Here is a 14270-nt window from a genome sequence, read left to right as displayed (position 1 = left end):
CCCCGGTACGCAAATCCTTATGATCGACGGCGCGCCAGTCTTCACCACTGTGGCTGCCGACGCGTCCCCCCTCCGGTTCTTTCCCTACGAGTCGCCGTACGAGAACCAGCGCGAAGCGATCGAACGCATCCACGACGCGCTCGGAGAGAGAACGGACGTCCTCTTCGAGGGTGCCTGCGGCACGGGCAAGACGCTCTCGGCGCTCGTGCCCGCCCTGGAGTTCGCCCGCGAGGAGGACAAGACCGTCGTGATCACGACGAACGTCCACCAGCAGATGCGCCAGTTCGTCGCGGACGCCCGCGCGATCAACGACCGCGAACCGCTCCGCGCGACGGTGTTCAAGGGCAAATCCTCGATGTGTCATATCGACGTCGACTACGAGGAGTGTCAGGTGCTGCGCGACAGCACGAAGAACCTCGTGAACGCCGAGGAAGATCTCGACGAGCTCGAAGCGCGCGAGGAGAGCCTTCTCGACGCGAGTCAGGACGGCGACGCCGACGCGACCGAAGCGCGCAGCGCGGTGATGGACGAACTCGAAAGCGTCGAGAACGAGGTCGAGGAGCTGCGCGAGGAGTCGATCTGCGAGCACTACTACAACAACCTCACCGCGGATACCGACGAATTCTACGCGTGGCTCGCCAGCGACGTGCGCACGCCGGAGGAGATCTACGAGTACGCAGAACAGGAGAACCTCTGTGGCTACGAGCTCCTCAAGGACGGGATGGAGGAGATGGATCTCGTGGTCTGTAACTACCACCACCTGCTCGATCCCGTGATCCGCGAGCAGTTCTTCCGCTGGCTCGGCCGCGATCCGGAAGACGTCATCGCCGTCTTCGACGAGGCCCACAACGTCGAGAGCGCCGCGCGCGAACACGCCACCCGCACCCTGACCGAGACGACCCTCGACAGCGCCCTCGCCGAGTGCGACGACAGCGACGATCCGCGAGCCCCACAGGCGAGAAACGTCGTGAGCGCCTTCCGGAAGGCGCTCGTCGCGACCTACGACGAGGAACTGGGCTTCGGCGAGCGCGAACACGTCGGCGAGGACTGGGAGGATCTGGAGATCGCCAACAGCGAGGGGCGCGACGACCTCACGCTCGCCTTTCTCGATGCCTACACCGGGCAGGGTATCGAGGGTGACGTCGAGGCGGCGCTCGCGCTCGGCGCGGCGCTCGACAGGGAATACGACCGGAAATACCGCAACGGCGAGACACAGGTCCGGAAAGAGTGCCAGACGCTTCAAGCCGTGCGGTTCGTCGAGTCGTGGCTCGAAGACGGCGCATCCGGCGGTCGCCATCCCGTGATCTCGGTGCGCGAGGGGCCCGACGGGGTCTACGGTCGTGCGGAGTCGTTCGCGTCGATCCCGCGCGACGTGACCGAACCGCTCTTTGCGAACCTGCACGCGAGCGTGCTGATGAGCGCGACACTGCGGCCGTTCGACGTCGTGACCGACGTGCTCGGGCTGGAAGAGCCGGAAACGATGGCCTACGGGCTCACGTTTCCCGAGGAGCGCCGCCGGACCTTCGCCGTGGACACACCGGCGCTGTTCGCCAGCGAGCGCGACGACATGGATGTGCAGCGAACGATCACCGATACGCTCGACGACGCGATCCGGTTCACGCCGGGCAACACGCTCCTCTTCTTCCCGAGCTATAGCGAGGCCGAGCGCTATCACGACCGCGTCGCCGCCACGACGAACGCGACGACCTATCTCGACGAACCGGGCGAGGCCGTCGAGTCGCTGCGCGAGCAATTCGCCGCCGACGAGCATGGCGCACTGTTCACCTCGCTGTGGGGCACGCTCGCCGAGGGCGTGAGTTTCGACGGCGACGACGCCCACACCGTCGTCGTGGTCGGCGTCCCGTACCCGCATCTCGACGACCGGCTCGAAGCCGTCGAGGACGCCTACGACGCCGCCTACGGCGCGGGCTGGCAGTACGCCGTCGAGATCCCCACCATCCGCAAGACGCGGCAGGCGCTCGGGCGTGTGCTGCGCTCGCCCGAGGAGATCGGCGTGCGTGCGCTGCTCGACGCGCGCTACACGGATCGCGGCCGGCGTGAGATGGGCAAGTACGGCGTCCGCGAGACGTTCCCCGAGGAGGAGCGCGCCGAACTGCTCGACGTCGCGCCGGAGAAGCTCAAGTTCGCCATGCTCAACTTCTACTCCGATCACACGGCCTACGACGGTGACCCGCCGACGCCCTGAGCGAATCGACGTGCATTGCATCCGGTTTTCGAGTACGATCGATGTTCTGAGCCAGAGATCAAGCAGCGACAGATTTATTGTGGAGTGTAAAATACGCTTTACTGTAAAGCGTGCTTTACGGAACGTTCGCTTTACACACGAACCATGACACAAACCGAAACAACCGGACGGAGGCGCTTCACGAAGCGACGCCGTTACCGCCGCGTGATGTGGGGTTTCGTTTTCGGCGGTGTCGCCATCGGTCTCGCGCTCAGATCGCTCGGATATCCATTCATCGGCGAAGCAGTGTACTGGATCGGGGCCATCGGGTTTCTCGCCGTCTGGCGCGGTACATCGCTCACGCTGTTCGATGAGCGTGATAAGGCACTCGAACAGCGCGCAGCGACAACGACACTGGCCCTGTCCGCACCGATATTTGTCGTCGGCGCATCCGCTGCCAGAATTCTCACGTGGACCGATATCTACACCGTGCCGACAGTGGTGTGGGGTGCGCTGTACGGCTACGTCGCGCTGTTCGCGACGTTTGGAGTTGTCGTCACGTGGCTCCGGTATCGCAGATGAAAAACACGGTTCGACGGCATCGAAACAGGGCGGACATGAGCCAGGCCGACCTCGCGGCGGCCGTCGACGTCACTCGCCAGACGATCAACGCGGTCGAGCGTGAGCGCTACGACCCCTCGATCGAGCTGGCGTTCAAACTGGCCGCCCATTTCGATTGCCGGATCGAGGACCTGTTCGATCCCGAACTGAACGGGGTCGGGACGGACCACGACGATTGAAATGTCCAGTTCGTCGGGCCGGCGACGCAACGATGAAGCAGTCCCGTTCGTGCTGTGACGAACTGAAGGTTTTTGCCGCCGCCGCGCGAGTGGATGGATATGGATTACCGGGAACTCGATGGGGGACGCGAGTTCGTCGCCGGGCTGGACCACGGCGCGGACTGGCGTGCGGAGATCGAAGCGCTCGCGACCGACGCGGGCGTCGATGCCGGTTTTTTCGTCGCGCTCGGCGCGGTGCAGGACGTCGAACTGTTCTTCTACGATCAGAGTCGGCAGGAGTACGATTCGGTGGCATTCGACGAACCGCTCGAAGTCGCCGCCTGCGTCGGTAACGTCTCCTGGCTCGACGGCGAGCGGTTCGCCCACACTCACGCGGTCTGCTCGCGCGCGGACGGTTCGACCGTGGCGGGCCATCTGGATTCGGGCACGGTGTTCGCCGGCGAGGTCTACCTCCGGGAGTTCGACGCCCACCTCGAACGCGAGCACGACGAGACGACCGATCTCGATCTCTGGCCGCTCTGATGAGGGCGGACGACGAACGCTACTTCGAGGGGATCGAGGGCCAGCTCGACGAGGCCATCGCGATCGCCGAGGAAGCACGCGGGAAGGGTGGCGATCCGACCCCCGAGATCGAGATCCCCGTGGCCAAGGACATGGCCGACCGCGTGGAGAACATCCTGGGGATCGAGGGTGTCGCCGAGCGCGTGCGCGAGCTGGAGGGCGAGATGAGCCGCGAGGAGGCCGCCCTCGAACTCGCCGCCGATTTCGCCGAGGGCCGCGTCGGCGATTACGAGACACAGGCCGGGACGATCGAGGGCGCGGTCCGGACGGCGGTCGCGCTGCTCACCGAGGGTGTCGTCGCCGCACCGATCGAGGGGATCGACAGGGTGGAGCTCGCGGACAACCCCGATGGGACGCAGTTCGTCCGCGTCTTCTATGCGGGACCGATCCGCTCGGCCGGCGGCACCGCCCAAGCCCTTTCGGTGCTCGTCGCTGACTACACGCGCTCGTTACTCGGGCTCGGTAGCTATCAGCCCCGCGACGAGGAGGTTGAGCGCTACGCTGAAGAGGTGGATCTCTACGATTCGGAGACCGGACTCCAGTATTCGCCGAAGGACGCCGAGACGAAGTTCATCGCCCGACACTCGCCGGTGATGCTCGACGGCGAGGCCACCGGTCAGGAGGAGGTCTCTGGCTTTCGCGATCTCGAACGGGTGGGGACGAACAGCGCGAGAGGAGGGATGTGTCTCGTGCTCGGCGAGGGGATCGCCCAGAAGGCACCGAAGATCGAGCGCTACACCAGCGAACTGGACGAGGTCGACTGGCCGTGGCTCGACGACCTGATCGCGGGCACGATCGACGGTGCCGACGAGGAGGCCGACGACGAACCGGACGGCGAGGACACATCGGACGAATCGACCGAGGAAGCGAGCGAGGAACCCGACGACGAACCGGTGGGACCACTCCGGCCCGACCCCTCCGAGAAGTTCCTTCGGGACCTCATCGCCGGCCGACCGGTCTTCGGCCATCCGAGCGAGGCCGGCGGATTTCGCCTGCGCTACGGTCGCGCGCGCAACCACGGGTTCGCGACTGCGGGCGTCCATCCGGCGACGATGCATCTCGTCGACGACTTCCTCGCGACCGGCACGCAGCTCAAGACCGAGCGACCGGGGAAGGCCGCCGGGGTCGTTCCCGTCGATTCGATCGAGGGGCCCACGGTCAGGCTGGCGAACGGTGACGTCCGGCGCATCGACGATCCGGCGGAGGCGCTCGAACTCCGTAACGGGGTCGAGGCGATCCTCGATCTCGGCGAGTATCTCGTCAACTACGGTGAGTTCGTCGAGAACAACCACCCCCTGGCACCGGCCTCCTACACCGACGACTGGTGGATCCAGGAGTTCGAGGCCACCGCTGCGGACGTGCGCGCGCTCGCCGACTCGACGCGCGTCGATCTCGAACATCCCACGCCCGCAGAGGCCATCGAGTGGGCCGTCGAGTACGACGCGCCGCTGCATCCCGACTACACCTACTGCTGGCACGACATCTCCGTCGACGCGTTCACGACGCTCCGCGAGGCGGTCGCGGCCGGCGAGTTCGTCGACGACAAACTGGCGCTCGAACCTCGTCCTGCGGTCCGCGAGGCACTCGAAGCACTCCTCATCCCCCACTCGCAGGCCGGCGACGCGCTCAGGATCCCCGATCCCATGCCGTTCGTTCGCTCGCTCGGGTTCGACGAGTCGCTCGACAGTACGGCAGGGGAGCTCTCGAAAGAGGCACGCGAGTGGCCGAACGCGATGGAGGCAGTTCGTGAGGTCGCGCCCTTCGCCCTTCGCGAGCGCGCGCCGACGCGCATCGGCGGGCGGATGGGCAGACCGGAGAAGTCGGAGACGCGCGAGCTCTCGCCGGCGGTCCACACCCTCTTTCCGATCGGTGAAGCCGGCGGCAACCAGCGCGACGTGAGCAAGGCCACCGAGTACGTCCACGACGAGGGCGGCGAGCGTGGCGTCGTCCCCGTCGAGATCGGCCGTCGGGAGTGCGTCGACTGCGGCGAACGGAGCTACGAGACGCGCTGTCCGGACTGTGGCGCGCCGACCGAGCCGCGCTACGAGTGTCCCGACTGCGAGATCGCGGTCGAACCCGACGAGTCCGGACAGGTGGAGTGTCCTCGCTGTGGCAGCGAGGCGTGGCCGACCGAATGGCAAGCGGTGAACCTCCGCGAGGAGTACCAGGACGCGCTGGACGCGGTCGGCGAGCGCGAGAGCGCCTTCGACATCATGAAAGGCGTGAAGGGGCTGACCTCGGAGCTGAAAACCCCCGAACCGATGGAGAAGGGCGTTCTCCGGGCGAAACACGGCGTCTCGACGTTCAAGGACGGCACAGTCAGGTACGACATGACCGACCTCCCGGTGACGAGCGTGCGACCGGCGGAACTCGACGTCTCGGTCGAGCAGTTCCGCGAGCTCGGCTACCACGAGGACATGAACGGCGACCCGCTGCGCCACGACGACCAGCTCGTCGAGCTCAAGGTCCAGGACGTCGTGCTCTCGAACGGCGCGGCCGAACACATGCTCAGAACGGCCGACTTCGTCGACGACTTGCTCGAAAGCTACTACGGACTGGAGTCGTTCTACGAACTCGACGATCGGGACGACCTCGTCGGCGAACTCGTCTTCGGGATGGCTCCCCACACCTCGGCGGCGGTCGTCGGTCGGGTGATCGGGTTCACGAGCGCCGCCGTCGGCTACGCACATCCGTATTTCCACGCATCGAAGCGTCGGAACTGTTTCCATCCCGAGACCAAGCTCTGGGTCGAGGATGAGGGGAGCTGGCGACACGAACGGATCTCGTCGTTAGTCGAGGAGTCACTCGAAGATCCCCGTGAGGACGATTTCGGCACGCTCGTCGAAGAACTCGACGGCGAGATTCGCGTTCCCTCGATCGACGACAATGGGGAACGGGTGCGAAAGCCGATCGAAGCGGTTTCGAAGCATACTGCACCCGACCACCTCATCGAGATCGAGACGCGAAGCGGACGCGAACTGACCGTGACGCCGGATCACTCGATGGTGAGATGGGACGGTGGCATCGAGGACATCGAAGCGTACGAGCTCGAAACCGGTGATTCGATTCCGTCGCCGAAACGGATCGACTACGATGGCGAGGCAGCGAGTATCGATCTGCTTGACGCATTCCTCGATGCCGATGCGGTGCCGAACGACGAACTAGTGATACGAGGTATCGGCTCCGAGGACCTCAAGTCCCTGTTCGATGACGCGACCGAAGCGGAAGGGCACGTCAAACCGGTTGCGGAAGCGCTCGATTGCAGCGGTTCGACCGTCTATAACTGGATCAGCCGCGACAGTGTTCCGGCATCCGTCCTGGTCACACTCATCGGCGATACGGCGTTGCTCGATCGCCTGCCGGCGGACGTCTCGCTCTCGGTGAAACGCGACAAGACCGCTGTCGCACGAACGCTCGAAATCGACGAAGGGTTCGCGACACTGCTCGGTTACTACGCAGCCGAGGGTTTCACACGCCGAGAAGCGGGGGAATTCTATCAGACGACGATCTGTACGCCAGATGACGCCGCACGCCGTGACGTCATCGACGCTTTCGAGGAGGCGCTCGGAGTGGAGGCCTACGAGGAAAGCGAGTGGAAGGTGACGGCGTCGAGTCGACTCGTGGCCACGCTTTTCGCGGACGTCTTCGCCGCTGGAACGCGGGCGGAGACGAAGCGGATCCCCGACTGCATGACGAACGCACCGATCCCACAGCTCAAGGCGTTTCTCGCAGCGTACTTCAGCGGCGACGGTAGCGTATCGAGCGACCGCATCGAGATCCGTGCGACGACCGTCAGCGACGAGTTGAAGCGCGACCTTGTCGCCGCACTGAAGCGCTTCGGAGTCGCGGCCAAAACCTACGAGGAACGTCGCGTTCCGTCGACGGGTGCCGTTGCCGAATTCCACGACGGTCCAGTGCCGGAGTATCGCTCGTGGACCTGTAAGATAACCTCGGAAAACGTCGTCCGGTTCGCGGAGGAGATCGGGTTCCATCTCGACCGGAAATCGCGGACGCTCGCTACCGTGCTCGATTCGGTCGACGTCCGCACACAGCGGGTGCTCGGCGACGGCGGCAGCGCGGACGTCTGGCTCGACGAGGTGGTCCAGGTCGATATCGTCGAATCGACAGGCGACCACGTCTACTCGCTCACCGTCGCGGAGACGAACAGGCTGGTCGCGAACGATCTCTTCGTCGGCCAGTGCGATGGGGACGAAGACTGTGTGATGCTTCTGCTGGACGGGTTGCTCAACTTCTCGAAGGCCTATCTGCCCGACAAGCGCGGCGGACGGATGGACGCGCCACTGGTGATGTCCTCACGGATCGACCCGGCCGAGATCGACGACGAGGCCCACAACATGGACGTCGTCGAGTCCTACCCGAAGGAGTTCTACGAGGCAACTCTGGAGATGGCAGAGCCGGGAAGCGTCGACATCGAGATCGCCGAGGAGAGCGTCGGCACCGAGGGCGAGTATTCGGGCTTTCGACACACGCACGACACCTCGAACCTCGCGCTCGGGCCATCGCTGTCGGCGTACAAGACCCTGGGCTCGATGACCGAGAAGATGGACGCCCAGCTCGAACTCGCCCGGAAGCTCCGCGCGGTCGACGAGACCGACGTCGCCGAGCGCATCATCGAATATCACTTCCTGCCCGATCTCATCGGCAACCTCAGAGCCTTCTCCCGGCAGGAGACACGCTGTCTCGACTGCGGGACCAAGTATCGCCGGATGCCGCTCACCGGCGAGTGTCGGGAGTGCGGCGGCGACGTGAATCTGACCGTGCACGAGGGCTCGGTGAAGAAGTACATCGGCACCGCCACCCGCGTCGCCGAGGAGTACGGCACTCGCGACTACACGAAACAGCGCCTCGAAGTGCTCGAACGCACGCTGGAGAGCGTGTTCGAGAACGACAAAAACAAGCAGAGCGGGATCGCGGACTTCATGTGAAAACGGTGGTGCCAGGAGTATGCGGACGGACGTCGCGAGTTCCGCAGCGTTAACCGGCCGGCGGCGGTAGGAACGGCGGAACGATGAGCGACGAACACACAGCCTCGACGATCGAACCGGATCCGGACGAGGGAACGACGGCGGTTCTCCAAGAGATCATCGAGGCGTTCGACTGCACGTCGGGGACGCTCCATCGGCGGGACGGGGACGAACTGACGCTCGTCGCATCGGTCGACATTCCGGAAGCCGTGCGCTCGCGGATCGGACGGATCCCGATCGGCAAGGGGATGGCCGGATTGGCCGCCGAACGCGCCGAACCGGTCGACGTCTGCAACCTCCAGACCGACGACTCGGGCGTCGCCGAGGAGGGCGCGCGGGCGACCGGGATGGAGGGGTCGCTGGCCGCGCCGATCTTCGGGGCCGACGACAGGGTCGAGGGGACGATCGGGGTCGCCAAGCCCGAACGGTACGAGTTCCGGCCCGACGAACGCGAGCAGTTGATGGCCGTCGGGCGACGACTCCTCGATCATGACGACGCATAACCCGCCGCTCGGCGCGGAGCTGCGTTCCCGTCGGCAGGCACGTGGCCTCAATCCGACGGAGCTGGCGAGCCACCTCGATACGACGGCGACCGCGATCAGAGCGTGGGAGGAGGGTAATCAGGAGCCGAGCGACGAGCAGGCGGCCGCGCTCGTGGAGCTGTTCGGGGGGTGAGCGCTCCGAATAATCGATCGGGCGGGTGAATCGGCCGGTAGAATTTATGTCGATCGACGACGAACGACCGCCATGAGTCAGAAGCGTCCAACAGTTGGGGTCGGGACGACCGTCTACACCGAAGAGGGCACGGAGATCGGGACCGTTCGTGGATTCGACACGGACGGCTTCTTCGTCACGACCCGCGAGGGCGTCGAATCGCTCTCTGTCGAACACGAGCGGGCGGGCCACGCGCTCGGCGAGGCCGAACTGATGTGGCGTTGTGGCGAGTGCGGCGAGATGGGCGATCTCAAGGGCGGCATCCCCGACAGCTGTCCCTCGTGTGACGCAGCGAAAGAAGAACTGTACTACTGGACCGAAGACTGACGTGGAGATCCTGGTTTTCGGCGCGGGGAGTCTCGGCAGCCTCGTCGGCGGGTTCTGCGCGCGCGAGCACCACGTGACGCTGGTCGGGCGCGACCCGCACGTCGCGGCGATCCGCGAATCGGGGCTCGCCGTCGAGGGGGCCGTCGAGTTCACGACCCATCCCGAGGCCCGGACGACGGTTCCCGATAGTGCGGATCTCGCGCTCGTCACGGTGAAGTCATTCGACACGCCCGCCGCCGGGCGTGCGCTCGCTGACTGCGACCCGGAAATAACCTGCTCGCTCCAGAACGGCCTCGGCAACGAGGAGGCGCTCGCCGCGCAGCTCGACACCGTGCTCGCCGGCACCTGCACCTACGGCGCGCGACGCCCCGCCCCCGGACGGGTCGAGTGTACCGGCATCGGCGAGATCGCACTCGGTGCGCCCGACGGCGGCCCCTCGGCGGCCGCGGAGCGCGCGGTCAAGGCACTCCGATCGGCGGGCATCGACGCCATGCACGACGACGGGATGCCGAAGCGCCTCTGGCGAAAGCTCGCCGTCAACGCCGGGATCAACCCGACGACCGCGCTCGCCGGCGTCGAGAACGGCGCGCTCGCCGACGGTCCACTCCACGATATCGCCAGCGAGGCCGCCCGCGAAGTCGCCCGCGTCGCCCGGGAGCAGGGCGTCGATCTCGCGGAGAGCGAGGCGGTTGCAGCGCTCGAATCGGTGGTCGAAGCGACCGCGAGGAACACCTCGTCGATGGCGCAGGACGTCGAGGCGGGAACGAAAACCGAGATCGACGCGATCAACGGTGCCGTCGTCGATCGTGCCGACGACCGAGTGCCGGTGAACCGAACGCTCACCGCACTCGTCCGTGCGCGTGAGCGCGGGTATGGCAGCTGAGCGGGCGAGAGTTGTGAGGCTCAGTCGGGCTCAGTCGATGTAGCCCAGATCTTCGAGGCGCTGTTTGGCGTCGTCGCCCATCTCCGAGAGCACTTCCTCACCCTCGACGCTTCCCCAGTCGTCGCGGTCGTGCTCGAATGCGGAGAGGGCGCTCTCGAGTTCGGCGATGACCGGGTCCTCGTCACCGGTGCGATCCGCGAGTTCATCGGGATCACTGTCGAGCCGGTAGGCCTCGTCGGCGATGCGCTCGTTGTGGATGTACTTCCCGTCGGGTCGGCGGGCGGCGCGCATCCGCGAGTAAAATCGCGAGTTCTCGTCGAGCTCGATACCGGCGGCGCTGGCCTTGTTCTCCAACTGATTGAGTTCCACGACCGGCCGGTGATACTCGACGAAGGCGTTCTCGCCGCCGTCGAACTCGCGATAGCTCTCGGAGAGCAGCGATCGGTCGCGATCGAGCGGGAGGCCCTTGCCGCGCGCGTCGGCGTGGTCGAGCACCGTGTGGTAGAGATCGGCGAGTTCGACCTGCTCGTCGCGCCGGCCCGGCTCGAGATCGGGATGTTTGACCAGCAGCGGGACGTTGACGATCGGGTCGTAGACCGCGAACTCGTGGCCGTACAGTCCATGCTCACCGTGGAGCTCGCCGTGGTCGGCACAGACGATCACGAGCGTGTCCTCCCACTCGTCGTTCGCGCGCATCCACTCGAACAGCCGGTGGAGCTGGGCGTCGACGTGGTGGATCTCGGCGTCGTAGAGCCCGCGGATCGAGTTCCACTCGGCCTCGCTGATGTCGCGCGCGCCACTGTTGTACTCCTTCGAATTCTGACATACCTGCGTCGAGTCCACACCGGGCGCGAACAGCTCCTTGTGCTCCTCGGGCGGGTGGTAGGGGAGATGGGCGTCCATCAGGTTGATGAACGAGAAGAAGGGCTCGTCGGTGTCGTCGATGAACTCGATGGTGCGGTCGATGACGGCGGGCGTCTTCGAGTCCGCTCCCTCGCCGCTCGCGAGGAACTCGTGGATCTCGTTGCCGAGGTTGACGAGCCAGTCGGCGGCCTGCCGGAGGCGTTCGTTGTCGTTCATCGTCTTCCAGACGCGCGCGAGCGGCCCCGAGAGCAGGTCGCCGGGCATCACCTCGAAGAAGTTGTCCTGGCTGTCGAACCCGTCGGTGAGATGCGTGTAGGGCGTGATCCAGGCGTTCGAGGAGTAGCAGGAGCTTCGGTGATCGGTGAGCGACTGGGCGAGCGTCGGGTGGCCTTCGAGATAGGGGTTCTCCTGGGTCGCGTTGTGCTCGCCGGGATAGCGCCCGGTGAACATCGAGGCGTGGGAAGGAAGCGTCCACGGGGCCGGGGCGACCGCCTGATCGTAGACGGCGGCCTCCTCGGCGAACGTTTCGAGTCCGGGCGTCGTCTCGCGCTCGTCGTCGTAGACCGAGAGATGGTCCTTGCGGACCGTGTCCATGACGACGAACAGGACGTTCCGCGCGGGCGTATCGCTCATACGTTCCCGTGACGACCGCGACCCTAAATACGCGCGGTTCGCCGTCGCTCGGCAGTTCACCGGTCGTCTCCGCCGCAGGCGAGGCGCTTAACCGATCGTGCCGAATAGCCCGCAGCATGCTGGCCCAGACGGTCGCGGCGACCGAAGTCAATCTACTCGTCGTCTTCATGATCGCCGCGGGCGTCGGCGTCTTCGTCGCCAAGATCGGTCGTTTCCCCTACACGATCGCGCTCCTCCTCGCCGGCTTCGGGATCTCGATCATCCAGGCACTCACCGGCATCCAGCTGTTCGATATCCAGCTCTCGCACGACCTGATCCTGCTGGTGCTCCTGCCGCCGCTGCTGTTCGAGGGCGCGGCGACGACCGACCTCGAATCGTTCCGCAACAACCTCGTGACGATCCTCGTCCTCGCGGTCCCCGGCCTGATTCTCGCCGTGCTCGTGCTCGGGGCCGTCGGCCAGTTCGCCTTCGGCTTCCCACTGTTGGTCTCGCTGCTGTTCGCCGCGATGATCCTCCCCACCGATCCGGTGAGCGTGCTCGCGCTGTTCGACGAGCTCGGCGCACCCGAACGACTTTCGACGCTCGTCGAGGGCGAGAGTCTGCTGAACGACGGCGTCGGCGTCGTCGTCTTCACGGCGCTGCTGGCGCTCGTCCAGGAGGCCAGGCGGACCGGCACGCCCATCTCGGAGCTGCTCACGCTGCGCGAGATCGGCTCGACGGGGTTGGACATCCTCGTGACGAGTTTCGGCGGGCTGGTCGTCGGCCTGCTCGCGGGCTACGCCGTCTATCGCGTGATGGTTAATCTCGACGAGCACATGACCGAGATCGTCCTCACGCTGATCCTCACCTACGGGAGTTTCCTGCTCGCCGAACACTACCTCCACGTCTCGGGCGTGATCGCCACCGTCGTCGCGGGGCTGTTCATCGGCAACCGCGGCGTCGAGTACGCGATGAGCCCGCAGACGAAGCTCTCGATCTTCAACACGCTCGAAACGGCCGCGTTCATCGTCAACACCTTCATCTTCGTCGCGATCGGCGCGACGACGCCGATCCGCCGGCTGGGCGAGTTCGCCGTCCCGATCGCGATCGCTATCGTGCTCGTCATTCTCGCGCGCGCGGTGGTGGTCTACCCGCTCACCGGGCTCGTCAACCGGTTTTCGGGCACCGAGGTGCCCTTCGACTACCAGCACGTCATGGTCTGGGGCGGACTGCACGGCTCGATCCCGATCGCGCTCGTGCTCGGGCTCCCGCCCGGCTTCGAGCTCGGCACCCAGCTCCGGGCGATGGTCTTCGGTGTCGCCGCCTTCAGCCTCGTCGTCCAGGGGCTGACGATGCCGCGACTGCTCAACGGGCTGGGCATCGTCACGCGCTCGGCCGACCAGCAGCTCTACGAACTGCTCAGCGGGCGCGAACGCGCCACCGACGCCGCCCTCGACGCCGCCGACCGCCTCCACAGCCGCGGCGACATCCCGGCCGACGTCTACGAGGACTTCACCACCGAGTACGAGGAGGAGCGCGACGACCTCCGCGAAGCCATCTCACAGCTCATGCGCGAGAACCCCGATCTCCGGCGCGAAGAACTGCTCATCGGCGAGCGCCGCCTGCTCCAGCGCGAGAAGAGCGCCGTGCAGGACGCGGTCCAGAACGGCGTCATCAGCGGCGACATCGGTGATCGACTGCTCGAAGAGGTCGATCTGAAACTCGATCGCGTCGACGACGGCCGGAGCACCGTCGACGAGACCGAGGAGGCCTACGAGGAGTTCTGGCGCACGCAGGCCGCGGAGTTCGGGCTCGATATCGAACCGAAAGGTGGGGGCGCGGACGACTAACGCGGCGCTCGGTGGCGAGGGTCGTCACTGGGAGGGAGAGAGCCGATCGAAAAATCGTCGATCGTTTCGCTGGCTGTGTGTCGGAACCGCGAGGTGGCTTAGAAGGGGGCCTCTGGGCCTTCGTCGTCGTCGGTCGTCTCGCCGGGGAACGAGGGACTCATGCCGCCGCCACCGAAGCCACCGTCGCCCATGCCACCGCCACCCATCCCGGTGTTTGCGTGGACCTGGTTGATCTCGGGGATCTCCTTGACCATCCGGCTCTTGATCGCCTGGATCGTCATCGGCGAGATGCCACAGCCCGAGCAGGCACCGCCGAGCGAGACGGTCACCTCGCCCGACTCGCGGTCGAGCTCCTGGATCGCCGCGCTGCCACCATGCATCTGGATCTGCGGGAAGTTCCGACGGAGGAAGTTCGAGATCTCCTCGCGCAGGTCGTCGTCGCTGCTCTGACTCTCGGTGCTCATGCTCGACGGTACGCTCGCACGCTTC

General features: G+C 65.8%; 12 protein-coding genes. 10 read left to right on the top strand and 2 right to left on the bottom strand.

The features are described from left to right. Nucleotides 1-19 precede the first annotated feature (19 nt). The 9 genes from C451_RS10495 (at nucleotide 20) to C451_RS10455 (ending at nucleotide 10455) form a co-directional block, all read left to right on the top strand. Nucleotides 20-2206 (top strand): ATP-dependent DNA helicase, encoded by a 2187-nt coding sequence (locus tag C451_RS10495; RefSeq protein ID WP_007740381.1) that lies wholly within the window; start codon nucleotides 20-22, stop codon nucleotides 2204-2206. 207 nt (nucleotides 2207-2413) lie between these two features. Then, nucleotides 2414-2767, top strand: coding sequence for a hypothetical protein (locus tag C451_RS10490; protein ID WP_007740380.1), 354 nt, complete (start codon nucleotides 2414-2416; stop codon nucleotides 2765-2767). Continuing rightward, a complete protein-coding gene (locus tag C451_RS10485; RefSeq protein ID WP_080503533.1) occupies nucleotides 2764-2985 on the top strand; it encodes a helix-turn-helix transcriptional regulator in 222 nt (73 codons plus the stop codon). The genes C451_RS10490 and C451_RS10485 overlap by 4 nt, the downstream gene beginning before the upstream one ends. Nucleotides 2986-3084: 99 nt before the next feature. Beyond that, nucleotides 3085-3507, top strand: coding sequence for a PPC domain-containing DNA-binding protein (locus tag C451_RS10480; RefSeq protein ID WP_007740377.1), 423 nt, complete (start codon nucleotides 3085-3087; stop codon nucleotides 3505-3507). After that, a complete protein-coding gene (gene polC, locus C451_RS10475; protein ID WP_007740376.1) occupies nucleotides 3507-8492 on the top strand; it encodes a DNA polymerase II large subunit in 4986 nt (1661 codons plus the stop codon). Before C451_RS10480 ends, polC begins: the two co-directional genes overlap by 1 nt. 83 nt (nucleotides 8493-8575) lie before the next feature. Next, nucleotides 8576-9034 carry a GAF domain-containing protein gene (locus tag C451_RS10470; protein ID WP_007740375.1) on the top strand — a complete coding sequence of 153 codons (459 nt, stop codon included), beginning with the start codon at nucleotides 8576-8578 and terminating at the stop codon, nucleotides 9032-9034. Next, entirely contained in the window at nucleotides 9021-9206 is a 186-nt protein-coding gene (locus tag C451_RS10465) for a helix-turn-helix domain-containing protein (RefSeq protein ID WP_007740374.1), read from the top strand. The genes C451_RS10470 and C451_RS10465 overlap by 14 nt, the downstream gene beginning before the upstream one ends. Before the next feature lie 72 nt (nucleotides 9207-9278). Next, a complete protein-coding gene (locus tag C451_RS10460; protein ID WP_007740372.1) occupies nucleotides 9279-9572 on the top strand; it encodes a DUF7130 family rubredoxin-like protein in 294 nt (97 codons plus the stop codon). A gap of 1 nt (nucleotide 9573) precedes the next feature. Next, nucleotides 9574-10455, top strand: coding sequence for a ketopantoate reductase family protein (locus C451_RS10455; protein ID WP_007740370.1), 882 nt, complete (start codon nucleotides 9574-9576; stop codon nucleotides 10453-10455). A 30-nt stretch (nucleotides 10456-10485) separates the two neighbouring features. Here C451_RS10455 and C451_RS10450 read toward each other — a convergent pair whose 3' ends face one another. Continuing rightward, nucleotides 10486-11952: a sulfatase-like hydrolase/transferase gene (locus C451_RS10450; protein WP_007740368.1), complete on the bottom strand. Its 1467-nt coding sequence runs from the start codon at nucleotides 11950-11952 to the stop codon at nucleotides 10486-10488. Between the two features lie 116 nt (nucleotides 11953-12068). On the opposite strand from C451_RS10450, the gene C451_RS10445 reads away from it, so the two are divergent. Next, complete coding sequence (locus tag C451_RS10445) at nucleotides 12069-13781, top strand: cation:proton antiporter (protein ID WP_007740363.1); 1713 nt, start codon at nucleotides 12069-12071, stop codon at nucleotides 13779-13781. A gap of 98 nt (nucleotides 13782-13879) precedes the next feature. Here C451_RS10445 and C451_RS10440 read toward each other — a convergent pair whose 3' ends face one another. Then, on the bottom strand, nucleotides 13880-14245 hold the full coding sequence (locus tag C451_RS10440; RefSeq protein ID WP_007740361.1) for a NifU family protein: 366 nt from the start codon (nucleotides 14243-14245) through the stop codon (nucleotides 13880-13882). Nucleotides 14246-14270: the final 25 nt, after the last annotated feature.

The sequence above is a fragment of the Halococcus thailandensis JCM 13552 genome (assembly GCF_000336715.1).
Lineage (GTDB): Archaea > Halobacteriota > Halobacteria > Halobacteriales > Halococcaceae > Halococcus > Halococcus thailandensis.
The sequence above is the reverse complement of the archived record's forward strand: the minus strand, read 5'-3'. Positions and strand labels throughout refer to the sequence as shown.